The 24010-nt window shown below is 62.0% G+C and carries 24 protein-coding genes; 19 read left to right on the forward strand and 5 right to left on the reverse strand.

The window, feature by feature from the left end:
• The first annotated feature begins 3 nt into the window (after nt 1-3).
• The 3 genes from pstB to phoB are packed head-to-tail and all read left to right on the forward strand — an operon-like array spanning nt 4 to nt 2223.
• Nucleotides 4-801 (forward strand): phosphate ABC transporter ATP-binding protein PstB, encoded by a 798-nt coding sequence (gene pstB, locus FGK64_RS11815; protein WP_138863980.1) that lies wholly within the window; start codon nt 4-6, stop codon nt 799-801.
• A gap of 15 nt (nt 802-816) precedes the next feature.
• Nucleotides 817-1527 carry a phosphate signaling complex protein PhoU gene (gene phoU, locus FGK64_RS11820; protein ID WP_138863981.1) on the forward strand — a complete coding sequence of 237 codons (711 nt, stop codon included), beginning with the start codon at nt 817-819 and terminating at the stop codon, nt 1525-1527.
• Nucleotides 1528-1533: 6 nt separating this feature from the next.
• A complete protein-coding gene (gene phoB / locus FGK64_RS11825) occupies nt 1534-2223 on the forward strand; it encodes a phosphate regulon transcriptional regulator PhoB (RefSeq protein ID WP_138863982.1) in 690 nt (229 codons plus the stop codon).
• Here phoB and FGK64_RS11830 read toward each other — a convergent pair.
• Nucleotides 2220-2822 carry a 2-hydroxychromene-2-carboxylate isomerase gene (locus FGK64_RS11830; protein WP_138863983.1) on the reverse strand — a complete coding sequence of 201 codons (603 nt, stop codon included), beginning with the start codon at nt 2820-2822 and terminating at the stop codon, nt 2220-2222. The genes phoB and FGK64_RS11830 overlap by 4 nt on opposite strands.
• 229 nt (nt 2823-3051) lie before the next feature.
• On the opposite strand from FGK64_RS11830, the gene rpsB reads away from it, so the two are divergent.
• Together rpsB and tsf are read left to right on the forward strand one after the other, a co-directional pair.
• Nucleotides 3052-3831, forward strand: coding sequence for a 30S ribosomal protein S2 (gene rpsB / locus FGK64_RS11835; protein WP_138863984.1), 780 nt, complete (start codon nt 3052-3054; stop codon nt 3829-3831).
• 96 nt (nt 3832-3927) lie between these two features.
• A complete protein-coding gene (gene tsf, locus FGK64_RS11840) occupies nt 3928-4806 on the forward strand; it encodes a translation elongation factor Ts (RefSeq protein WP_138863985.1) in 879 nt (292 codons plus the stop codon).
• Nucleotides 4807-5460: 654 nt separating this feature from the next.
• Here the strand turns inward: tsf and FGK64_RS11845 are convergent.
• The 3 genes from FGK64_RS11845 to FGK64_RS11855 form a co-directional block, all read right to left on the reverse strand.
• Complete coding sequence (locus FGK64_RS11845; RefSeq protein ID WP_138864306.1) at nt 5461-6216, reverse strand: helix-turn-helix transcriptional regulator; 756 nt, start codon at nt 6214-6216, stop codon at nt 5461-5463.
• A 103-nt stretch (nt 6217-6319) separates the two neighbouring features.
• Entirely contained in the window at nt 6320-6799 is a 480-nt protein-coding gene (locus FGK64_RS11850) for a MaoC family dehydratase (protein WP_138863986.1), read from the reverse strand.
• A gap of 26 nt (nt 6800-6825) precedes the next feature.
• Entirely contained in the window at nt 6826-7830 is a 1005-nt protein-coding gene (locus tag FGK64_RS11855) for an NADP-dependent oxidoreductase (RefSeq protein ID WP_138863987.1), read from the reverse strand.
• A gap of 64 nt (nt 7831-7894) precedes the next feature.
• Between FGK64_RS11855 and FGK64_RS11860 the strand changes: the two genes are divergently transcribed.
• Nucleotides 7895-8575 (forward strand): histidine phosphatase family protein, encoded by a 681-nt coding sequence (locus FGK64_RS11860; protein WP_246057740.1) that lies wholly within the window; start codon nt 7895-7897, stop codon nt 8573-8575.
• Nucleotides 8576-8584: 9 nt separating this feature from the next.
• On the opposite strand, the gene FGK64_RS11865 is transcribed toward FGK64_RS11860, so the two are convergent.
• Nucleotides 8585-9580, reverse strand: a complete 996-nt coding sequence (locus FGK64_RS11865) for an NADPH:quinone oxidoreductase family protein (RefSeq protein ID WP_138863988.1) — start codon at nt 9578-9580, stop codon at nt 8585-8587.
• A gap of 139 nt (nt 9581-9719) precedes the next feature.
• Here FGK64_RS11865 and FGK64_RS11870 point away from each other — a divergent pair, with 139 nt between their 5' ends.
• The 13 genes from FGK64_RS11870 (at nt 9720) to FGK64_RS11930 (ending at nt 23977) form a co-directional block, all read left to right on the forward strand.
• The gene (locus FGK64_RS11870; RefSeq protein ID WP_138863989.1) at nt 9720-10907 is read left to right on the forward strand and encodes an acyl-CoA dehydrogenase family protein; all 1188 of its coding nucleotides are present in this window, start codon (nt 9720-9722) and stop codon (nt 10905-10907) included.
• A 4-nt stretch (nt 10908-10911) separates the two neighbouring features.
• Nucleotides 10912-12027 carry an acyl-CoA dehydrogenase family protein gene (locus tag FGK64_RS11875; RefSeq protein WP_171054049.1) on the forward strand — a complete coding sequence of 372 codons (1116 nt, stop codon included), beginning with the start codon at nt 10912-10914 and terminating at the stop codon, nt 12025-12027.
• Between the two features lie 48 nt (nt 12028-12075).
• A complete protein-coding gene (locus tag FGK64_RS11880) occupies nt 12076-13719 on the forward strand; it encodes a calcium-binding protein (RefSeq protein ID WP_171054050.1) in 1644 nt (547 codons plus the stop codon).
• 33 nt (nt 13720-13752) lie between these two features.
• Nucleotides 13753-14682 carry an SDR family NAD(P)-dependent oxidoreductase gene (locus tag FGK64_RS11885; RefSeq protein ID WP_138863991.1) on the forward strand — a complete coding sequence of 310 codons (930 nt, stop codon included), beginning with the start codon at nt 13753-13755 and terminating at the stop codon, nt 14680-14682.
• Between the two features lie 42 nt (nt 14683-14724).
• On the forward strand, nt 14725-15921 hold the full coding sequence (locus FGK64_RS11890; RefSeq protein ID WP_138863992.1) for an acetyl-CoA C-acyltransferase: 1197 nt from the start codon (nt 14725-14727) through the stop codon (nt 15919-15921).
• Between the two features lie 6 nt (nt 15922-15927).
• Nucleotides 15928-16581: a histidine phosphatase family protein gene (locus FGK64_RS11895; RefSeq protein ID WP_138863993.1), complete on the forward strand. Its 654-nt coding sequence runs from the start codon at nt 15928-15930 to the stop codon at nt 16579-16581.
• Nucleotides 16582-16591: 10 nt separating this feature from the next.
• The gene (locus tag FGK64_RS11900) at nt 16592-17617 is read left to right on the forward strand and encodes a phosphotransferase family protein (protein WP_138863994.1); all 1026 of its coding nucleotides are present in this window, start codon (nt 16592-16594) and stop codon (nt 17615-17617) included.
• Between the two features lie 10 nt (nt 17618-17627).
• On the forward strand, nt 17628-18422 hold the full coding sequence (locus FGK64_RS11905; RefSeq protein ID WP_138863995.1) for an IclR family transcriptional regulator: 795 nt from the start codon (nt 17628-17630) through the stop codon (nt 18420-18422).
• 485 nt (nt 18423-18907) lie between these two features.
• Nucleotides 18908-20149, forward strand: a complete 1242-nt coding sequence (locus FGK64_RS11910) for a branched-chain amino acid ABC transporter substrate-binding protein (RefSeq protein WP_138863996.1) — start codon at nt 18908-18910, stop codon at nt 20147-20149.
• Nucleotides 20150-20257: 108 nt separating this feature from the next.
• Nucleotides 20258-21214 (forward strand): branched-chain amino acid ABC transporter permease, encoded by a 957-nt coding sequence (locus tag FGK64_RS11915; protein WP_138863997.1) that lies wholly within the window; start codon nt 20258-20260, stop codon nt 21212-21214.
• On the forward strand, nt 21211-22518 hold the full coding sequence (locus tag FGK64_RS11920) for a branched-chain amino acid ABC transporter permease (protein WP_138863998.1): 1308 nt from the start codon (nt 21211-21213) through the stop codon (nt 22516-22518). The genes FGK64_RS11915 and FGK64_RS11920 overlap by 4 nt, the downstream gene beginning before the upstream one ends.
• A complete protein-coding gene (locus tag FGK64_RS11925) occupies nt 22515-23276 on the forward strand; it encodes an ABC transporter ATP-binding protein (RefSeq protein WP_138863999.1) in 762 nt (253 codons plus the stop codon). The genes FGK64_RS11920 and FGK64_RS11925 overlap by 4 nt, the downstream gene beginning before the upstream one ends.
• Nucleotides 23276-23977, forward strand: coding sequence for an ABC transporter ATP-binding protein (locus tag FGK64_RS11930; RefSeq protein ID WP_138864000.1), 702 nt, complete (start codon nt 23276-23278; stop codon nt 23975-23977). The genes FGK64_RS11925 and FGK64_RS11930 overlap by 1 nt, the downstream gene beginning before the upstream one ends.
• Nucleotides 23978-24010 lie beyond the last annotated feature (33 nt).

Here is a 24010-nt window from a genome sequence, read left to right on the forward strand (position 1 = left end):
CCTATGAACCAGATGACCTCAGTGGAGAAGACCGTGAGCACCGAAGCCAACAAGATTACTGCCGAAGGCGTGCAGGTGTATTACGGCGATACGCATGCGATCAAGGATGTGAACGTCCAGATCGAGGACAAGACGGTCACCGCCTTCATCGGCCCGTCGGGCTGTGGCAAATCCACCTTCCTGCGCTGTCTGAACCGGATGAACGACACCATCGACATCTGCCGTGTCGAGGGGCAGATCCTGCTGGATGGCGAAAACATCTATGACCGCAAGGTGGACCCGGTCCAGCTGCGCGCCAAGGTGGGCATGGTGTTCCAGAAGCCGAACCCGTTTCCCAAGTCGATCTATGACAACGTGGCCTATGGGCCGCGCATCCACGGGCTGGCCCGCAACAAGGCCGAGCTGGACGAGATCGTGGAAAAGGCGCTGCGCCGCGGCGCGATCTGGAACGAGGTGAAGGACCGCCTGCACGCGCCCGGCACCGGGCTGTCGGGCGGCCAGCAGCAACGTCTGTGCATCGCGCGCGCCGTGGCGACGGAACCCGAGGTCCTGCTGATGGATGAACCCTGTTCGGCACTGGACCCGATTGCCACCGCCCAGGTCGAGGAACTGATCGACGAGCTGCGCCAGAACTATTCCGTTGTGATCGTCACCCACTCGATGCAGCAGGCCGCACGGGTGAGCCAGAAGACGGCGTTCTTCCACCTCGGCAACCTGGTCGAATTCGGCGAGACGGGGCAGATTTTCACCAACCCGACCGATCCGCGGACGGAAAGCTATATCACCGGCCGGATCGGTTAAGAGGGGAGAGACGACATGGCAGACCAACATATTGCATCCGCCTTCGACCGCGATCTCGAGGCGATTCAGGCGCGCATCATGAAGATGGGCGGGCTGGTTGAAGACGCGATCCGCAAATCGGCGCAGTCGCTGGAAGCGCGCGACGAGGAAATGGCCGACGAGGTGCGCCGTGGTGACAAGGCCATCGACGGGCTGGAAGAGCTGATCAACGAGGAAACCGCCCGGCTGATCGCGCTGCGCGCGCCCACCGCCATCGACCTGCGGGTGGTGCTGTCGGTGCTGAAGATCTCGGGCAACCTGGAACGCATCGCGGATTACGCCAAGAACATCGCCAAGCGCACCGGCGTGCTGGCGCAGATGTCGCCAGTGAACGACAGCGCCGCGGCCCTGCGCCGCATGGCGCGCGAAGTCGAGCTGATGCTGAAAAACGCGCTGGACGCCTATATTCAACGCGACGCCGAATTGGCCGACGACGTGATCCTGCGCGACCGCGAAGTGGATCAGATGTACAACGCGCTGTTCCGCGAATTCCTGACCTTCATGATGGAAGATCCGCGCAATATCTCGGCCTGCATGCACCTGCATTTCATCGCCAAGAACATCGAGCGCATGGGCGACCATGCCACGTCGATCGCGGAACAGGTGGTGTACCTTGTGCGCGGCGAACGCCCGGATGACACACGCCCCAAGGCTGACATGACTTCGGTCACGCCGATTGCGGAGTAACCGGCAATGAGTGCGACAAGACCCAGCGTTCTGGTAGTCGAGGATGAACCGGCCCAGCGCGAAGTTCTGGCCTATAACCTTGAAGCCGAAGGCTTTGACGTGATCCGCGCAGCCAGTGGCGACGAAGCGCTGCTGCTGATCGAGGAAGGCGCGCCCGATATCATCGTGCTGGACTGGATGATGCCGACGCTCTCGGGGATCGAGGTGTGCCGCCGCCTGAAGATGCGCCCCGAAACCCGGTCGATCCCGATCATCATGCTGTCGGCGCGGTCCGAGGAAGTCGACAAGGTGCGCGGCCTTGAAACCGGAGCCGACGATTACGTGGTAAAACCCTATTCGGTGGTCGAGCTGATGGCGCGGGTGCGGTCGCAGCTGCGGCGCGTGCGCCCGGCGACCGTGGGCATCCGGCTGGAGTACGACGACATCGTGCTGGACGCGGAAACCCACAAGGTTAGCCGGTCTGACCAGCCGCTGAAACTGGGCCCTACCGAGTTCCGCCTGCTCAGCACCTTCATGGAAAAACCCGGCCGGGTGTGGAGCCGCGAACAGCTGCTGGACCGGGTCTGGGGGCGCGACATCTATGTCGATACCCGCACCGTTGACGTGCATATCGGACGGCTGCGCAAATCGCTGACCCAGCATGGCGGTATCGATCCGGTGCGCACCGTGCGCGGCGCGGGGTATGCGCTGGGTTAGACGGCCTTCAGGTGGGCGATGGCGTTTTCCAACCTGTCATCGCCCCAGAACACCTCGCCCTTGGCGATGAAACTGGGCGCGCCGAACAGGCCCAAGTCCATCGCCTCGGCAACCTTGTCTTTCAACGCCTGTTTCGCCGCATCTCCGCCCGCCTGTTCGATCAGATCGGCGGGCAGACCGGACTGCGCGAGCAACTCGGCAATCAGCTCCGGGTCGGAAATCTGCCGGCCTTCGCCGAATTCGGCCCGGTAGACCGAGGTAACGTAGGCCGCGCCCTTGGCCGCATCCTGCGCCAAAGCCAGCAGCGCCACACGCGCAGCCAGAACGCCGTTCTGCGGAAAGGGATCGGGCTGCACCAGCGGCAACCCCCGGTCGGCACAGAGCCGCGCCATATCGCGCCACATATACGCGCCCTTGACCGGGTAGAGGTTGAACGGCGAACTGGTCCAACCCTGCGCGTGAAAGATGGGGCCCAACCAGAACGGATGCCATTCCAGATCAACCCCGGCGTCTTCCGCCATCTTCTCGACCCGCATGGCCGAGAGGTAGGAATAAGTCGAGGCGAATTCGAACCAGAAGTGCAGGGTAGGTCGGGACATTTCAGGCTCCTCCGGCTCGGTTGTCCAGACAAAACCACCGGCGCGATCAACTGTCAAAGGCCGTCTTGGAAATCCGGGGTTGCGATGCCGCCCCGCTTGCCCTATACGCGCGCCATTCAAACCCGCAGGCGGGGTTTGGGCCATCCGGGGGAGACATCCCCGGTGGTCCGCCGGTTGAAGCAAACGCTTTCAAACCCCCGCCGAGGCGAAACCGGAAAGGAAAACGAGCATGGCTCTTCCCGAGTTCACCATGCGCCAGCTGCTGGAAGCAGGCGTTCACTTTGGTCACCAGACCCAGCGCTGGAACCCGCGCATGGCGCCCTATATCTATGGCGACCGCAACGGCATCCACATCATGGACCTGACGCAGACCGTCCCGATGCTGGACCAGGCGCTTCAGGCGATCCGCGACACCGTTGCCCGCAACGGCCGCGTCCTGTTCGTGGGCACCAAGCGTCAGGCTGCAAAGGCCGTCGCCGAAGCCGCCGAGAAATCGGCGCAGTACTACATGAACCACCGTTGGCTGGGCGGCACGCTGACCAACTGGAAAACCGTGAGCCAGTCGATCAACCGCCTGAAGCACATCGACGAGCAGATGGAACAGGGCTTTGGCGGTCTGACCAAGAAAGAGCGCCTGGGCATGGAACGCGACCAGGCGAAGCTGAACGCCTCGCTGGGCGGCATCCGCGAAATGGGCGGCACCCCCGACCTGCTGTTCGTCATCGACGTCAAGAAAGAAGCGCTGGCGATTGCCGAAGCCAACAAGCTGGGCATCCCGGTTGTGGCCGTGGTCGACACCAACTGCTCGCCCGATGGCGTTGACTACGTCATCCCCGGCAACGACGACGCCGCCCGCGCCATCGCGCTGTACTGCGATCTGGCCTCGCGCGCCGCACTTGACGGCATGAGCGCCCAGCTGGGCGCCGCCGGTGTCGATATCGGCGCGATGGAAGACGCCGTTGTCGAAGAGGCGCTGGCCGAAGGCGAAGCGGAAACCACCGAAGCCTGATCGGGTGCGCGGCCCTCGACCGGGCCGATGTCACAAGATTGACATGCGGGGCAGGGTAGGCCTGCCCCCATCACGTTTGATTTGAGGAGAGCCGAGATGGCAATCACAGCTGCTATGGTCAAGGAACTGCGCGAAAGCACCGGCGCAGGCATGATGGACGCCAAGAAGGCGCTGACCGAGAACGACGGAGACATGGAAGCCGCCGTTGACTGGCTGCGCACCAAGGGCCTGGCGAAAGCCGCCAAGAAATCGGGCCGTACCGCGGCCGAAGGCCTGGTGGCCGTGGTCGTCGAAGGCGGCAAGGGCGTTGCCATCGAAGTGAACTCGGAAACCGACTTTGTCGCCAAGAACACCGAATTCCAGTCGATGGTCGGCGCGATAGCTCAGGCCGCTGTGTCGGCCGACGACATCGAGGCGCTGAAAGCGGCCGAGGTGAACGGCAAGACCGTCGAGTCGACCCTGACCGACGCCATCGCCAAGATCGGCGAGAACATGAGCCTGCGCCGCATGGTGAAGATCGAAGGCGGTCAGGTCGTGGCCTATGTCCACAACGCGGCCGCGCCCGGCATGGGCAAGATTGGCGTTCTGGTTGCGATGACCGGCGGCGACGAAGCCTTTGGCAAGCAGGTCGCGATGCACATCGCCGCCACCAACCCGGCCGCCCTGAACGAAGCCGAGCTTGACCCGGCCGTGGTCGAGAAGGAAAAACAGGTCCAGATGGACATCGCGCGCGAAAGCGGCAAGCCGGAAGAAGTGATCGAGAAGATGATCGTCGGCCGGATGAAGAAGTTCATGGCCGAAGTGACCCTGCTGAGCCAGCAGTTCGTGATCAACCCCGATCTGACCGTCGGGGCCGCCGCCAAGGAAGCAGGCGCCGAGATCACCGGCTTCGTGCGCCTCGAAGTGGGCGAAGGTATCGAGAAGAAGGTCGAGGACTTCGCGGCCGAAGTCGCCAAGACCGCCGCCGGCGGCTGATCGGGGCCTTCTTCGGATCGAATATGGGGCGCGGTGCATTCCGCGCCCCTTTTTCGTTGGGCGTCTCGTGGGGCAGATGCACACGCACGAAACCGCGCCAATGGGCGCGGCTCCGGCAGACGGTCCGGTAACTATGGGGATGGACGACCGTTCTTTTGGTTTCCGGCCCCGGCAGCGGATCAATACGCGCCCGGACCGGACGGGTCAGAGAGCCTTGATATGGCAAGGTTCTTTTCCCGATGTTCCCAGGCCAAAGCCACCACTCACGGAACATCCTTACCTTGCGTAAAATCGCCGGGATCCGAAAGTAATGGATTCCTTACCCTTAGGTCACGTGAGGCCGAAACGGAGGGCCGCATACCCCCGGATGTCACGGATGCTGCGGGCCGGTTCAGGGGGCGCTGCCCCCGCCCGCTGCGCGGGCTCCCCCGGGATATTTAAGGCCCAAAGAAGCGCTGATTTGGCTGAGTGACCCCCCGCATCATGCGCGGGGGGCTTCTTCGGGCGCGGTCATCGGCGTCCCCGCCTGCACCGCGCTCCAAATCTGCGACAGCAAGGTTAATCAAAGGTTTCTATGGATCGAAATCCGTCCGCTTCTTTGGGCCCTAAATATCCCCGCCGGAGGCATCGCGCGTCAGCGCGATTTTACAGGGCCTATGCCTCGAGCACGAACATCTGGTTGTGCATGGCCGCTTTCAGCACGGCCTGTGCGGTGGTTTCGACCGACAGTGACTCGCGGGCCAGGCGCAGATGTTTCTCCACGGTTGCCGATGTAAGTCCCATCAGCAGCGCGATATCCTGTGTGGTCTTGCCGTCGCCAACCCACTCCAGAGCTTCGCGTTGCCGCTTTGTCAGCGCGCGGTTCGGAGGCGAATACGGCAGAGTCAGGATTTTCAGATGCGCAACGTTGTTCATCAGATGAATGTCGCGCCCGTGCTCGGCCCAGATGGCATCGACCTCTTCCTGTGACATGCCGGCTCGTGCGGCCAGCGAGATGGCGCCCTTTGACCGCGCCGACACCGACTTGAAGCTGATCGTATAGCCGGCGGTGACCTTCATCGTCAGGTTGAACTCGATTACCTTCAGTTCCTGCTGGGTCAGGTTGCCCTTATCGAATTTCTCGCCCAGTGTGCGCCAGCTTCCGGCGCCTTCGTTTTCCAGCGCCCAATGCAGCATCGGCGCGTGGAAATACAGGCCGCCGTCCAGAAAGCCTTTCAGATACTCGGGGCTGTGATTGCTGAGGATGATGAAATCTTCGGGATCACCAAGCGAGGTTTGGGTGCGGAACCGCGTGAACCCGTAGATCAAGCGGTCGAACCCGTAGCTGGCCATCATGTCGGTATGGGCCGACCACAGATCTTCCATCGTCGGGCTGTTCGACAGATAGTGAAGATACGCGCGCAGATCCATCCGAGACCATCCAGACATTGCCATCTGAACCTTTTGGGGTTTCGTGACTATACCGTCAATGGCGGCGTGTGCAAATGCCCTGCGCGCGTGTGGTTTATCCCTGTTAGCCTTGGTCTTCGCCAAAGATGGCGACGCCCAACCAGTCGGCGACAAGGGCCGGTGTTTCCTGGCCCTCGATCTCGATGGTCATGGTGTTTGTGCGCAAAAGCTCTGTTTCGGACCGTTTGCGCACGGCCTTCAGCACAAACCGCCCTCGGACCCGCGACCCGGCCTTGACCGGCGACAGGAAGCGCAGCTTGTCAAAGCCATAGTTGATGCCCATGGTTTGGCCCGGCAGGGCGCCAAGCGCTTGGTAAGCGAAGGTGCTGGCCAGCGACAGTGTCAGGAAGCCATGGGCGATGGTGCCGCCAAAATGGGTCTCGGCCGCGGCGCGGGCCGGGTCGATGTGGATCCACTGGTGGTCGTGGGTGACATCGGCGAAGGTATCGATCATCTTTTGGTCGACCAGGATCCAGTCGGACATTCCGACTTCGGTTCCCAGCTTGGCTTCGGCGCTGGAGAGCGCGTCATCTATGGCTGTCATCATCTGTTCCTTTTCATTGAGAAATCTTATGCCGGATCCGAGCCGACGCGCACCATGCGCTTGCCTCGGTTGTCGCCGCCCAGCAGCCCGATCAGCGCACCCGGTGCGGCATCAAGCCCGTCCACGATGTCTTCCTGTACCTTGATCTGGCCCGCACCGACCCAGGTTTGCAGCGCGCGCAGGGCGGTGGCGTCCTGGTCGGCGAAATCCATCACGATGAAGCCTTCCATGCGCAGGCGTTTCACCACGACAAGGCCGGGCAGGTTGCGCGGGCCCGAGGGGGCGGTGGTATCATATTGGCTGATCGCACCGCAGCACACGACGCGGCCGCGCGTGTTCATGGAAAACAGCGCCGATTCCAGAACCGCGCCGCCGACGTTGTCGAAATAGACATCGACGCCATCGGGGCAGGCCGCGCGCAGGGCCTTGCCCATGCCGGGATCGCGGTAATCGACGCAGGCGTCAAAGCCCAGTTCCTCGACCACCCAATTGCACTTCTCGGCGCCGCCCGCGATGCCCACGGCGCGGCACCCGAGCGCCTTGGCGATCTGACCGACGATGCTTCCGACCGATCCGGCGGCGGCCGAGACCAGCACGGTTTCGCCAGCGATGGGCCGGCCCACGCCGACCAATCCGTGAAAGGCGGTTTTGCCGGCAATGCCATAGACCGACATCAGATGCGACAGCGGGCGGATGTCGGGCAGTTTCTGGCACTTGTGCGCCGGGCGCGCCACGTAGGTGGCCCAGACAGACTCTGCCGCGACGATGTCGCCTTTGCTCAGGCGCGGGCTGTTGCTGTCGACCACTTCGCAGATCGCATAGGTCGGCATGGCGTCGCCTGCGTTGACCGCATCGCGATAGGTGGCGCCCTGCATCCAACTGCGGTTGGCAGCGTCGATCGACATCAGGATCGTGCGCAGCAGAACCTCTCCGTCGCCCGGTTCTGGCATGGGGGCATCTGCCGCCGCGAAATGGCCTTCGGTCAATGTGCCCTTGGGCAGTTCGGCAATGGTGATCTGGCGGTTCTGCATCTGAGTCTCCGGGGGTAAGCTGGTTGTCTTGTGAAGGGTTTTGCCGTTAGGTCCGGGGCATGGCATGAAGAGGAGCACGCAGCACATGGCCCGCGAATACCACCAGTCCGACTATGCACCGCCCGAAGGCGCGGCCGACCTGCTGTTGATCCGACATGGCCGCACCGAAGCGGCGCGGGACGGCGAAAGCTTTCCGATGGTCGATGGCCATGGCGATCCTGCGCTTCATCCAATCGGTGAAGAGCAAGCCGTAAAGGTTGGAAATCGTTTCAAGAATGATTCCGACATCGCGGCGATTTATGTCACCACTCTGCGGCGCACGCATCAGACGGCCGCGCCCTTGGCTGGGCATCTTGGGCTGACTCCGATAGTCGAACCGGATCTGCGCGAAATCCGGCTGGGCGATTGGGATGGCGGCGCCTATCGGCGAAAGGCGGCCGAAGGTGCGCCTGAGTTCAACCGCGCGGTCGAGCGGCAGGAATGGGGCGAGATCCCGAATGCCGAAACCACGGCCGAGTTGCACGCACGGGTACGGGCCGGATTGCTGCGGATTGCTGCTGCGCACCCCGGCGAGCGTGTGGCCGTCTTTGTGCATGGCGGCGTGGTCGGCGCCGCCATGGCGATTGCCAGCGGGGCGCAGGCCTTTCACTTCAACGGTGCTGACAACGGATCTGTCAGCCGCCTTGTGATCCTTGGAGAATCCATGCGGATCAAGGGGTTCAACGACATATCTCATCTTCGGTGACAACTGGCGTCAGCCCATTGTCACCACCACCTTGCCGGTGACCTTGCGGCCCTGCATCATCTCGAGCGCTTCGCCCGCGCGCTCCAGCGGGAAGCTGCCCGAGATGCGCGGCTTGATCTGGCCCTTGGCGTACATATCGAAAAGCTCGGCCACGTTTTCGGCGTGGCCTTTCGGGTCGCGTCGGGTGGCATCGCCCCAAAAGACGCCGACGATCTGGCAGCCTTTCAGCAGTGTCAGGTTCAGCGGCAGTTTCGGGATTCCGGCCGGGAAGCCAACGACCAGAAACCGTCCTTCCCAAGCCAGTGCGCGCACGGCGGGTTCGGCATAGGCGCCGCCCACCGCGTCATAGACGACATTCACGCCGTCTTTGCCTGCCACATCCTTGATTTGCTGGGAAAATGCCTTTTGTCCATCGCGGTCGAGCTCGCGCGGATAGACGATGGTTTCGTCGGCGCCAAAGCTGCGGCAGACCTCGGCCTTGTCCTCCGAGGACACGGCGGCAATGACGCGCGCGCCTGCAGCTTTGCCCAACTCGATCGCGGCCGAGCCGACACCGCCTGCCGCCCCAAGGATCAGCAGGGTTTCGCCTGCTTTCAGATGGGCGCGATCCTTCAACGCATGGTGCGATGTGCCATAGGTAAAGATGAAGCAGGCGGCATCTTCAAAGGGCATCGAATCCGGGACCGGTATGACGCGCGAGGCATCGGCGATGGCGTGAGTGGCAAAGCCGCCGTGCCCGATCAGCGCCAGTACACGGTCGCCGGGTTTGACGGTGGTCACCTTGTCGCCCACGGCTTCGATCTCGCCCGAAATCTCTCCGCCGGGCGCGAAGGGGCGCGGCGGCTTGAACTGGTACATATCGCGGATCATCAGCGTGTCGGGAAAGTTCACGCCAGCCGCGCGCACGCGGATCAGAACCTCGGTGCCTTTGGGTGTTGGCGTTTCGGTTTCGGTCAGCTTCAGGGTTTCAGGGCCCCCAACTTCGGTGCTGAACATCGACTGCATCTTGATCCTCCCAGATATCGTGGCGCGGCGCGTCGGCTGCGACGTTAGGGCAGAAAGTGAGGGAAGCAAAAGCCTGTTGTCAATCGAATTTCGAAATGCAATTCTGCACAGCGGAACATCAGCGCAATGGAGGGGAGACATGGCGCCACAGGAGGAGCCACTTGCCCAGTTCAGATCCGAGCTGCGGGCATGGTTAGAGGAACATTGTCCGCCCGAGATGCGCGACGCAAGCACGACGCGGGGTCGCGACAAGACGTGCTGGGGCGGACGCAACTGGACATTCGAGTCGGACGCGCAACGCGACTGGCTGAAGGCCTGTATCGAAAAGGGCTATACCGTGCCGACTTGGCCCAAGGCCTATGGTGGTGCCGGGCTGAGCCGGGACGAAGAAAAGGTGTTCCTGTCGGAATTGGCCCGGATCGACGCGCGCAAGCCGCTGGAAAGCTTTGGCATCTGGATGCTGGGCCCGGCCCTTTTGCAATTCGGCACGGAAGAGCAGAAACAAAAGTACCTGATCCCGATTTCGCGCGGCGAAATCCGCTGGTGTCAGGGCTATTCCGAGCCCGGCGCCGGGTCGGACCTGGCCAGTGTGCAGACGAAATGCGAGGACAAGGGCGACCATTGGCTGGTGAACGGCCAGAAAATCTGGACCTCTTACGCCGATCAGGCCGATGCGATCTTTGCCTTGGTGCGCACCGACCGTGACGCGCCCAAGCATCTGGGCATCACCTTCCTGCTGGTCGATTTCGAACATGACGGCGTGAGCACCAAGCCGATCAAGCTGATCTCCGGCATGTCGCCGTTTTGCGAGACCTTCTTTGACAATGTCGAAGTGCCGAAAGAGATCGACGGCATTTCCACCGTGGTCGGCACCGTCAATCGCGGTTGGGACGTGGCTAAATACCTGCTGACCCACGAGCGCACGATGATTTCGGGCATGGGCAACAGCGGCGCGCGCGCGCTGGGTGCCGTGATGGCCGACGATCTGGGCGGAGAGATGGACGCGGTGACGCGCGCGGCCGCGCTGAGCGCCGAGGTCGACACGCTGGCGTTTGAACTGACGGTCGAACGCTACAAGGACATGGCGGAAAGCGGGCAGGGCGTGGGCCATGCCTCGGCCATGCTGAAATACGTCGGGACCGAGCTGAACAAGGACCGGTACGAGCTGCTGATGTCGGCCGGTGGCAGCGGTGCGCTGGAATGGGACGGCGAATTCGGTTCGCGCCCGGCGGACTGGCTGCGCACCAAGGCGAATTCGATCGAGGGCGGCACGTCCGAGGTGATGCTGGGCATCATCTCGCGCCGGGTTCTGGGGCTTCCGGGGTGACGACATGACAAAACTGGTGATGAGCGAAGAAGAAACCATGCTGGCCGATGCCGCGCGCGGGTTTCTGGACGAAAGCGCCCCGGTGGCGCATCTGCGGGGGTTGCGTGACGCAGGCAAACGCCACGATCCGGCGCTGTGGAAGGCAATGGCCGACATGGGCTGGGCCGGGATACTGCTGCCGGAATCGGCGGGCGGGTCCGATATGGGCCATGCCGCGGCGGGCGTGCTGGCGGCCGAGATGGGCAAGACTCTTGCGACCAGCCCGTTCCTGTCGACCGCGGTGATCGCAGCCACGGCGCTGCGGCAGGTGGCTGATGACCGCGCGGCACAGGCGATGGCAAAAATCGCCAGTGGCGAGGTGACCTATGCGCTGGCCATCGACGAGGGGCGCAAGTTCGCGCCCGAGGCCACGGACATGCAGGCCACGCGCGATGGCAACGGGTTCCGCCTGAATGGCACGAAAACCTTCGTGGTGGATGGCGCGCAGGCCGACCGGCTGCTGGTGCTGGCGCGGACCGATGCGGGGCTGACGCTGTTCGATCTGCCCGCCGACCGCGACGGCATCACCCGCGAGGCGCGCGCCATGATCGACAGCCGCGATGCGGCGCAAGTGGATTTTTCCGATGTCGCCGCCACGGGTGACGATGTGCTGGGCAAGGTCGACGATGCGATGGCGGTGCTGAAACCCGCGCTTGAGGCCGGGCAGGCGGCGCTGGCGGCCGAAATGTCGGGCGTGGCTGCCGGGGCCTTTGGCATGACAGTGGGCTACCTGAAGGAACGCAAGCAGTTCGGCACCCTGATCGGCAGTTTCCAGGCGTTGCAGCACCGCGCGGCGGATCTGTGGTGCCAGTGCGAGGTGACCGCCTCGGCCATCGCCCATGCGGGGCGGATGCTGGACAGCGATCCCGAGAATGCCACGCTGGCGGTGTCGCTGGCCAAGGCGCGCGCCACGGCCACGGCCAAGGCAGCGGTGATCGAGGGCGTGCAGATGCATGGCGGCATCGGGATGACTGATGAATTCGACATGGGGTTCTTCATGAAGCGCGCGCGTGCAGGGGCCGAGTGGCTGGGCGACTACGGCTATCACGCCGAACAGGTCGCGCGGCTGCGTGGATTCTAGTAGGGTCGCGGGGAATTTATCCGAAACGCCATAGATCAGGTTATTCCCATGTCGATGAAAAAACTTCGAGCAAAGGTTGTGCAGAATTTCAACGAGCAGGAAGGGTTGAGTTTCGCGAACTGGAAAGAGGTGCGCGCCTTTCATTGGGCGCGCAACGATTACCAGCCCGAGGTTGTGGATTACCTTGACGTGCTGCTGGGCGACTACAAGCTGGTCGCCAAGGCGCAGTCGGTCTTTCATCAGTTGAATCGTTTTGAGTTGGGCGAAACCGGCAATCAGGACAATACTAAATGGGTCAGCCGCGATGGACGCCAGGAATATGTCTTTCGGTATGACAACACCATCGCCGGCGGGCAGTTCGAGCTTTTGACGTTTTCTGATGGCATCAATGGGGAAACCCATCAGTCGCATCTGAATGTGGGCACCTATAATTTCGGAACCGGATTGCGAAAGCATGGCAAGCTGGATGTGGATCCTTGGCTTCTATGGGGGAATTCCAAAGAAGACGCCATGCAGTGGACCTATGCAGAGCGTGAGGATGCATTTCAGCCGGTCAAGGGCGCCATAAGCTTGGCTGCCGAAAAATTCGGTGGGTTTGTTGTGTTCGGGACCCCGTTCAGCAACACACTGTCTGGCAATGAACGAACCCAGACGTTCAGGGGCGGTCTTGGGAGCGATACGGTTGAATTCGAGCCGTTGGGCGGGCCTGTCACGGTAAATCTGGACAAGAAAAAAGGCTATGACGGCGATGCGCGGGGCGACAAGTTCATCAGCATCGAAAACATCACCGGCACGATGATGGGCGACATTCTGATTGGCGACAAGAAAGCCAACCGTTTGGATGGCTTTATGGGGAACGACACGATTGTAACGATGCACAATCGCGCGGATACAATCATTGGCGGCTCGGGCGATGACACGGTGATTGTAAAGGCCGGCCTGAACCATTGGATCGACGGCGGAACCGGTGATGACAGTCTTGACCTTCGCGACGTAAACGCGCGCAGGGTCGATTTCAGCCGCATACAGGATTTCGAAGAGGTTCTGACCGATCAGGTCTTCCTGAGTGAATATGGCGGACTTGCCGGTGCCAGTGTCGAGGTCAGCGGGACACACAGGTTCAAGGTAGACGCAGGAGAGAGCCTTTTCCTGATGGCTGGCGCTGAAATTACCCTGGCACACGGGGCTCGGATCGAGATTGCGTTCAAGTTCGATCAGCCAGAGGGGTTCACAAAACAAGACTTGCTGACGCGCGGCGTGAATCGCAGCTTTGACAGCGGGGTGTCGCGGCCTTGGGAAGGGAGCTGGTCAAAAACCAGATTGGCAGAGATCGAGGACGATAGCTTTGATTTCACCTCAGCCGCCTATCGCCAGGCGCATTATTTCGACCCAAAGCACTTGACCAATGGCTCCCAGACGCTGGAACGGAAATTCGAAGTCGATCTTGATCTGCGAGACTATGGCAATGCCGAGCAGATCCAGATTTTGACGGAGGCGACGGTTCGGGGGGCTGCGTCTGGCGAGGCGGATCTGATGTCTCTCTATGGCGGCTACAATGCGCTGGGGTTCGGCCTGCCTATGACGCCCTACCAAAGCACCCTGCGGACCAGCCTGAATTTCGATCTGGCCAATGGCTCGGCCGAATTGCTGGTGGGGGACACCGCCATCGATTTGACACTTATCATCATGTGACCACCACGAAGACGGACAAGAAGGTAGACGCAAATGACCATAAGATTTGACAACAGGGTCGCCATCGTAACAGGCGCGGGTGCCGGGCTGGGGCGGTCGCACGCGATTGAACTGGCCAAGCGCGGCGCGAAAGTGGTGGTGAACGACCTGGGGGCTTCGGTCGATGGCTCGGGCGGTTCCGACAGCGCGGCGAATTCGGTTGTTGACGAAATCAAGGCCGCCGGCGGCGAGGCGATGGCCCATGGGGCGGATGTGTCGAACGCCGAACAGGTCGCCGATATGGTGGCCCGCACGATGGAGGCCTGGGGCCGCATCGACATTCTGGTGAACAACGCCGGGATCCTGCGCGACAAGACATTCGCCAAGATGGAAATGGCCGATTTCCGCAAGGTGGTGGATGTGCACCTGATCGGGACGGCAACGGTGACGCATGCCGTCTGGCCCATCATGCGCGAGCAGAAATACGGGCGGATCGCTGTTACAGCGTCGTCCTCGGGGTTGTATGGCAACTTTGGCCAGTCGAACTATGGCGCGGCCAAGGCGGCGATGATGGGGTTCATGAACGTGCTGCACCTTGAAGGCGCGCGCGACAATATCCGCGTCAACACACTGGCGCCCACCGCCGCGACGCGCATGACGATGGACCTGTTTCCTCCGGAAACCCACGATCTGATGGGCCCCGAGACGATCACGCCGGGCCTGCTGTATCTGGTCAGCGAAGACGCCCCCAGCCGGGTGATCCTGGGCGCGGGCGCGGGCTGTTTCGCGGTGACGAAAGTGTACGAGACGCCGGGCGTGACGCTGACGGGCGACGACCTGAGCCCCGAAGGTGTGGCCGCTGCCTTTGACCAGATCGCCGACACCACGGGGCAGGAAGAGCTGACACAAGCGTTTCAGCAAACCCGGAAATACGCCAAGAACGCCGCCGAGGCGCGCGGCATGAAGTTGAACTGGGGCGAATAAGCCCTTTCGCCTGAACCTAATAAATACAAGGATACCGGACAGATGCGCGACGCAGTTATCGTATCGACAGCCCGCACCCCGATTGGCAAGGCCTATCGCGGAGCGTTCAACGCCACCACACCGCAGGCGCTTGGCGGCCATGCCATCGCCAATGCCGTGTCCCGCGCCGGACTGGACCCGGCCGAGATCAACGATTGCGTGTTCGGCGCGGCGCTGCAGCAGGGATTCACCGCCGGGAACATCGCCCGTCAGGCCGCGATGCGCGCCGGGCTGCCGGTGACCGTGGGCGGCATGTCGCTGGATCGCCAGTGCGCCAGCGGCATGATGGCGATTGCCACCGCCGCCAAGCAGGTGCTGACCGATGGCATGGATGTGGTGATCGGCGGCGGCGTCGAAAGCATCTCGACCGTGCAAACGCAGGACATGCGGGTGAACCGTGACGCATGGCTGAAAGAAAACAAGCCGGCGCTGTATATGACCATGCTGGAAACGGCAGAGATCGTGGCCGACCGCTATGGCATCAGCCGCGAGGCGCAGGACGAATACGCCGCGCAAAGCCAGACCCGCACCCACGAGGCGCAGCAGGCCGGCCGGTTCGACGCGGAAATCGTGCCGATGACCACCGTGATGAAGATGCAGGACCGCGAAACCAAGGAGATTTCCGAACACGAGGTCACGCTGTCGAAGGACGAAGGCAACCGCCCCGGCACCACGGCCGAGAGCCTTGGCGGGCTGCAGCCGGTCTTCAAGGACGGTCAGGTGGTGAAGGAAGGCAAGTTCATCACCGCAGGCAACGCCAGCCAGCTTTCGGACGGATCCAGCGCGGCCATCGTGATGGAAGCTAAACTGGCCGAGAAGAAAGGGCTGGAGCCGCTGGGCCGCTATGTCGGCGTGATGGCCGCCGGGTGCGAGCCGGACGAGATGGGTATCGGCCCCGTCTACGCCGTGCCGAAGCTGCTGAAGGCGCATGGCCTGACGGTCGATGACATCGGCCTGTGGGAGCTGAACGAAGCCTTCGCGTGTCAGGTGATCTATAGCCGGGATACCCTTGGAATCCCTGACGAATTGCTGAACGTAAACGGTGGGGCAATCTCGATCGGCCACCCCTATGGCATGTCGGGTGCGCGGATGGTGGGCCATGCGCTGATCGAAGGTAAACGGCGCGGCGTCAAATACGTTGTCTGCACCATGTGTGTCGGCGGCGGCATGGGCGCGGCTGGCCTGTTCGAGGTTCTGTAACCCGCAATGGCCGAGCTTATCGTTGTCCGGCACGGGCAGGCGTCTTTTGGCGCTGACAATTACGACAGCCTGTCCCAGGTCGGGCACGAACAGGCGCGGTTGGCGGGTGACGCCCTGCGCGATATGGGCTGGGTGCCCGACCGTGTGATCACGGGCACCCTGACGCGGCAGAAGGAAACGCTGGAGTCGATGGGGTTCAGAGCGGGCACACCCGAAGAGCACCCCGGCTTTAACGAATACGATTTTCACGATCTGCTGCACGTCCGCTATGCCGGTGATGTTCCCGTTGCCGTGAAGGGCGAGCGGAAGACCCATTTCCGCACCCTGCGCGAAACGATATTCGAGTGGCAGGACGGCGGGATCGTGGGTGCACGCGAAACCTGGGCCGAGTTTGAGACCCGCACCGGTGACGCGCTGCGCTTTGCCACCAAGACCGACGCGCGCCGCGTGCTGGTTGTCAGCTCGGGTGGGGTGATCGGGCAGTTGGTGGCCCGGGCGCTGAATGCACCGGTGCGCATGATGATGGAGGTTAACCTGCAGGTCAAAAACGCCTCGTTCACGCGCTTCGTGTTCAAGGGCGACCGTTTCATGCTGAGCGAATTCAATGCCACGCCGCATCTGGAATTCGCCGGTCGGGCGGATATTCTGACCTACAGTTGAGGGGGAGAGCATGGCGGACACGCAAACATTGAATACCGAGGCGGTGGCCGCCTATCTGGCCGAACACCTGCCGGGGTTTGAAGGACCGATCGAGGCCGAGAAATTCGACGTCGGCCAATCGAACCCGACATTCCTTTTGAAAACCCCCGCGCGCAATTATGTGCTGCGGCGCAAACCGCCGGGGGTGTTGTTGAAATCGGCCCATGCGGTCGATCGCGAATTTCGCGTGCAACGTGCGCTGGCCGACACCGACGTGCCTGTCGCCAAGATGCATGTGCTGTGTGAGGACGACAGCGTCATCGGATCGGCCTTTTACATCATGGACCATATGGATGGCCGCAACTTTCGCCAGCCGACGCTGGACGAGTTGGACAAGGCGGACCGGGGCGCGGTGATCGACGACATGAACCGCGTGCTGGCCGCGCTGCACATGGTCGATGTCGATGCCGTGGGCCTGTCGGACTACGGGCCTCCGGGGAACTACTTTGAACGGCAGGTGGGGCGCTGGTCGAAACAATACCGCGCATCGGAAACCGAGACCATCAAGGCGATGGACCAGTTGATGCAGGATTTGGCCGCACGGATGCCCGAGGACGATGGCCAGCGCACGCTGGTGCACGGTGACTATCGCATCGACAACATGATGTTTTCCAAGACCGGCACGAACTGCATCGCGGTGCTGGACTGGGAGTTGTCGACCATCGGTCACCCCTATGCCGATCTGGCCAGCGTCATCATGCAATGGCAGATGCCCGCCGGTACCGAAGGGCGCGGGCTGGCCGGCATCGACCGGGCGGCGCAGGGGTTGCCCTCGGACCAAGAGTTCATCGCGGCCTATTGCAAGCGGCGCGGGCTGGACGGGATCGACGATTTCGGGTTCTACCTTGCCTTCTGCTTCTTCCGCATGGCCGGGATTATCCAGGGCGTGCTGAAACGGGCTCTGGACGGCAACGCCTCGAACCCGGAACGCGCGATGAAGGTGGGCGCTTATGTGCCCATGTTCGCCGAACGCGGGCTTCAGGCGCTGCGCGGGTAGGGGCAGGAGTATGGTTGACGACGGCTTGGACGGACCTGACGACCCAAAGGACCGCAATTTCGTCACCGCGCTGGCGCGGGGGCTGGACGTGCTGCGCTGCTTCCGTCCGAACGAGACCGAGTTGACCAATACCGATTTCGCCGAACGCACTGGCCTGCCCAAACCCACGGTCAGCCGGTTGACCCATACGCTGTGCAAGCTGGATTACCTTGTGGCCGCACCGCGCACCGGGACCTATCGGCTGGGCGCCGGGGTGCTGCGGCTGGGGTTTGGCGTTCTGGCCGGGCTGGACATTGGCGAACGCGCTGCCGAGCTGATGCGCGGGCTGCGCAACGGGCCGAATTCTTACATTACCGTGGCCCTGGGCGAACGGCACCGGCTTGAGGTGATATACGTTGCTGTGCGGCGCTCGCGCGAGACGGTCTCGCTCAGCATGAATGTTGGCTCGCGGTTGCCGCTGTTTCACTCTGCCGCCGGACGCGCCTTACTGGTGGCGATGCCAGAGGCGGAGCGAGACGAGGTGTTTGATCTTGTGGCCCGCGACATGCCCGATCAGATGGACGACTGCCGCAAAATTCTGGAAAGCGCCATTGCCGAACACGCGCAACATGGGTTTTGTCGGGGTTACGGCGAGTGGCGGGCCGATGTGAATGGTATCGCGGTTCCGGTGGCTGCCCTGAACAGCGCGCGAAGCTATGCGCTGAATACGGGCGGGCCATCATTCCACGTGTCTCCGGAAGAGCTGGAAAGCACCTATGCAGAGCGCTTGCGCGAAGCTGCTGCCATACTGAGTTCGCCGATTTAGGCGAAATGCCGGCCCGGGCGCCGTCGGGTTTCAGAATCAATCGAGGGGTGTGGAAACTGATTCTGCTATGCGGAACCAGCCGCACTGATGCCTGCTTGCGCATTGGGTCGAATATTGGGCGTAGTGGCGCGGCAAGCGTTAAAAAAATTTTTATTTACCTAGGCTTGACCAAAGTGCTGAAAAATTTTTCAGCCTGTCTCTGGCCAAGGTGTATGACGCACGGGAAACTAGACCGATCAGTACAGATGAAATTATTGTTCGCCAAGGGGTTAGGTTTTGAAACTTCGTTACAATTCGTTGCATTTGCCTGCGACCGCTAACACGACTGCCATGTCGTAACCCGAAGGTGTCGGGGCCTATCCCCGGAAAGGGGCTTTTGGCGCCGGTCGCGCGCTTGACATTGCGCCATGATCTGCAAGGCTTTCCCCAAGCCCGGGAGGATCGTGATTGAAACACGACGGGCTCAGACTTTGGGAGGACATCATATGAAACGTACTATCAAGCTCGGCCTTGGGGCCGCGCTGGCTCTGTCCGTCAGCGCCACGGCCGTTCTGGCCGAGAATGTAAAGATCGCCTTCATCGACCCGCTGTCGGGGCCCTTTGCAACGACGGGCACCAACGGGCTGGCCGAGTTCCAGTTCGCCGCGGAAGAGCTGGTGAACAAGAAGGGTGGCGTTCTGGGCGGCACCAATTTCGAGGTGATCGGGCTGGACAACAAGATGGACGGCAAGGAGTCGCTCATCAACCTTCAGGTCGCCATCGACCAGGGTGTGCATTACATCGTGCAGGGCAACTCTTCGGGGATTGCGCACGCGCTGACCGAGGCGGTGAACAAGCACAACCGCCGCAACCCCGACAGCCAGGTTCTGTTCCTGAACTATTCTGCCGTCGACCCGGCACTGACCAACGAAAAGTGCAACTTCTGGCACTTCCGCTTTGACGCCAACGCCGACATCAAGATGGACGCGCTGACTGATGTGATCGTGCAGAACGACGCGATCAACAAGGTCTACCTGATCGGTCAGGACTATTCCTTCGGCAAAGCCGTGGCCGCCGCGGCCGAGCGTGATCTGGGCGCCAAGAAGAACACTGTCGAGATTGTCGGCAACGAGCTGCACCCGATCGGCAAGGTCAAGGATTTCACCCCGTATGCGCGCAAGATCGTGGCATCGGGCGCGGACGCCGTGATCACCGGCAACTGGGGCTCGGACATGGTGGGCCTTGGCAAAGCGATCATCGAGGCCGGGTTCAAAGGCCCGATCTACACCTACTATGCCGCATCGAACGGGATCACCCGGACCTTCGGCGAAGCGGGTGCGGGCACCATCAACCTTGTCGGCGAAGGATCGATCAACCCGTCGTCCTCGCCCGAGGTGGACGAATACATCGCCGCCTTCGAGGCGAAGTACCCCGACCATGACATCGCCCAGCCGCGGATCGTGAACGTGATCCGGATGCTGGCCATGGCCATCGACGAAGCCGGCACCGCCACCGATGTGGCCAAGGTTGCCAGCGCGCTGGAAGGCATGGAAGCCGACAACTTCTGGGGCGGCAAGATCAAGATGCGCGAGCAGGATCACCAGGCCATTCAGGACGTGTACGTCATGCAGCAGACCGCAGGCGTGAAGCACACGCTCGACAATTCCGAGTTCGGGCTGGAAACCGTCGTGAAGGTGGAAAACGCCTCGGCCGACATGCCCACCACCTGCGAGATGGAACGCCCGTAAGCCGCGTTTCACGTCTGAAAGGGTCGCCCGCGTCCCGCGCAAGCTGCGCGGGCGAACCCATCCGGACTATCCAATAAAACCTGACATTCGACCAAGGAGTGGTGGCCGATGGACCTGGTTGTCATCAATCTCATCGACGGGCTGTTCTACGGGCTGTTGCTGTTCATGCTCTCCAGCGGGCTGACGCTGATCTTTTCCATGATGGGCGTGCTGAACTTTGCCCACGCCAGTTTCTACATGCTGGGCGCCTATTTCGCCTATCAGATCAGCATGTACCTGGGCTTCTGGATGGGCCTGCTGATCGCGCCCCTTATTGTGGGCATTGCGGGCGCCGGGGTCGAACGATACGGGCTGAGGCGCGTGCACCAATATGGCCACGTGCCCGAGCTGATCTTTACCTTCGGATTGGCGCTGCTGATCGAGGAATTGGTGAAATTCTTCTGGGGCAACAACCTGATGGCCTATCAGGAACCCGAGATTCTGAAGTTCGCGCTGTTTTCGGTCGGGGCCAATGCGGTGCCTGCCTACAAGGTCTTCATGATCTTCACCTCGATCGCGATCTTTGTCGGATTGCTTTACGTTCTGACACGCACTCGGGTGGGCATGATCATCCAGGCGGCGCTGTCCTATCCGCGTACGGTCGAGGCGCTGGGCCACAACGTGCCGCTGGTCTTCATGGGTGTCTTTGGCGTCGGCACCGCGCTGGCCGGGGTGGCCGGGGTTCTTGCGGGGCCGGTGCTGGGCACCTTCCCAGGCATGGCCTTTGTGCTTGGCTCCATCGTCTTCGTGACCATCGTGATCGGCGGCCTTGGCTCTCTCTGGGGGGCGCTTGCCGCCTCGCTGCTGCTGGGCTGGCTGACCACTTTCGCCGCCTCGTCGTCGTTCCAGTTTGCCGATCTGCTGAATTTCTTCGGCATGACCCGGCCCGAGGACATGAGTGAATCCTACCTGCGCGATCTCTGGAGCCTGACGCTGCCGCAGATCGGGCCGATCCTGCCCTACATCCTGATGGTGCTGATCCTTGTGTTCCGCCCATACGGCCTGTTCGGGAAGCGTGACGTATGACCGATACTTATCAAAAAACCGCAACCGTGACCAAAGCGCCGGTGTTCAGCATGGCGCAGGTCGCGCCCTGGGTGATTGCCGTCATCTTCCTGATGGTGCTGCCCATCGCCTTCGGGTCGAACAGCGCGATCACCATCATGAACCAGATGATGATCACCATCGTCTTTGCGCTCAGCTACAACATGCTGCTGGGGCAGGGCGGAATGCTGAGTTTCGGCCACGCCGTGTACATGGGGGTCGGCGGGTTCTTCTGCATGCACCTGATGAACATCGTCGAAGCCAACGAACTGCCGATCCCGCTGCCGGTGCTGCCGATTTTCGGGGGGCTGTTCGGGCTGGGGCTGGCGACCATCGTGGGCTCTTTCTCTACCCGCAAGGCGGGCACGGTGTTTGCCATGATCTCGCTGGGCATCGGAGAGCTGATCGCCGCCTGTTCGGTCATCATCGTCGCCTTCTTTGGCGGGGAAGAGGGGATGCCGGGCGACCGGACCTATTTCCTGCCCTTTTTCGGCACCGAATTCCTGCGCCAGATCGAGGTGTATTACCTGATCGCCTTCTGGACGGTGCTGTCGGCGCTGCTGATGTACCTGTTTTCGCGCACCCCCGTGGGGCGCATGGCGAATGCCGTGCGAGATAACCCGGAACGCGCCGAATTCCTTGGGTATTCAGCGCGTTGGGTGCGGTTCTTTTCCTTCTGCGGGGCCGGGTTCTTTGCCGGGATCGCGGGTGGGCTGTTTGCGATCAACTATGAGATCCTGACCGAAACCAACCTGTCGACGACGCAATCGGGGATCATCCTGTTGATCACCTTCCTGGGCGGTGTCGGGTTCTTCTTTGGTCCGATCCTTGGCGCCATCGCCTTCACGCTGCTGCAATCGGTGCTGAGCCTGCAATCGGAAATCTGGCAGCTGTATCTGGGCGCGCTGTTCCTGGCGACGGTGATGTTCTTCCCCGGTGGTCTGGCCGGCGTGCTGATGATGCATGTACCGGCAGCGCGGATGGGGCGGCTGGGCTGGCTGGTGGGGCCATACCTGCGCACCATCCTGCCCGCGTTGATCGGCATCGCCGGGCTGGCCGCGCTGATGGAGCTGCTGTTCCATGTGCGCCACTCGGCCACGGGTGACACCGACATGACGCTGTTCTGGGTAACGTTTGACAGCCATTCTATCCTGCCGTGGATCGTTGCAATCGTCGCCACGGTGGGCGGTATCTGGCTCGCCCGGCAGGGCGCGCCCAAACTGCGCGAAACATGGCACCGCGCCAACACGCCCGGCGCGGCCAAGACGACAGGAGGTGCGGCATGACAGTTCCGGCATTGCAGCTTGAGGGGCTGCGCAAGAGCTTTGGCAAGACAGAGATCATTCGCGGCGTCGACCTGAGCATCGGGCGCAGCGAACGCCATGCCATCATCGGGCCGAACGGGGCGGGCAAATCCACCCTGTTCAACCTGATCACCGGTCGCTTTCCGCAGACCAGCGGCAAGGTGCGCCTGCATGGGCATGATTTGGCCGGTATGGCGCCGTTTGAAATCAACCGGCGCGGGCTGTCGCGGTCGTTCCAGATCACGAACATCTTCTCGAACATGACGGTGTTCGAAAACGTGCGTTGTTCGCTGCTGTGGTCGCAGGGGTACAAATATTCCTTCTGGAACATGGTCAGCCGCTCGCGCGAGCTGACCGAGGGCGCGATGGAGATCCTGGAACAGATCAATCTGACCTCGCGCGCCCAACTGCCGGCGGGCGTGCTGTCCTATGCCGAACAGCGGGCGCTGGAAATCGGGATCACCATTGCCGGTGGCGCCGATGTCATCATGCTGGACGAACCGACCGCCGGGATGAGCCATTCGGAAACCGACTATATCGTCGAGCTGATCCGCAAGGTGACCGAGAACAAGACACTGATCATGGTCGAACATGACATGGGCGTGGTGTTCGGGCTGGCCGATTACATCTCGGTCCTTGTGTACGGCGAAATCATCGCGACCGGCCGCCCGGAAGAGGTGCGCGCCAATCCCAAGGTTCAAGAGGCGTATCTGGGCGCCGCGCTGGAGGCAGAGCACTAATGCTGGAAGTTAACGATCTGCACGCCTACTACGGCAAGTCGCACATCCTTCAGGGCGTGAACATCGAGATCAAGGAGGGCGAGATCGTCGCGCTTCTGGGGCGCAACGGCGTGGGACGGTCCACCACCTGCAAGGCGGTGATGGGCGAAGTGCCCCCGGTCGGCTCGGTCAAGTTCAAGGGGCAGGAGATCGCCGGCAAGAAGGCGTTTGAAATCGCCAACCTTGGTATTGGTTATGTCCCTGAAAACCGGGACATCTTTCCGGGTCTAACCACGCGGCAGAACCTGATCCTGGGGCTGAAGCCCGGGCAGAAAGATGGCGCCGGGCGCTGGTCGATGCAGGACATGTTCAACATGTTCGAGAACCTTGAACGCCGCGCCGATGTCGAAGCTTCGGTGCTGTCGGGGGGCGAACAGCAGATGCTGACCATGTGCCGCACCCTTATTGGCGATCCGGACCTTGTGATGATCGACGAGCCGACCGAGGGCCTCAGCCCGCAGATGGTTCAGCGCGTCGCCGAGTTGTTGCAGGAAATCGCCCGGCGCGGCATCGCCACGCTGCTGGTGGAACAGAAGCTGGCCATCGCGCTGGACATCGCGCACCGCATCTATGTGATGGGGCACGGCAAGGTGGTGTTCGAAGGTACCCCGGAAGAGCTGAAATCGCGCGATGACGTGCGCAAGGAATGGCTTGAAGTTTGACGGACTGCCCCGGGCTTTCGCGGCCCGGGGCGC

This window comes from Arenibacterium halophilum, assembly GCF_005938225.1.
Taxonomy (GTDB): domain Bacteria; phylum Pseudomonadota; class Alphaproteobacteria; order Rhodobacterales; family Rhodobacteraceae; genus Arenibacterium; species Arenibacterium halophilum.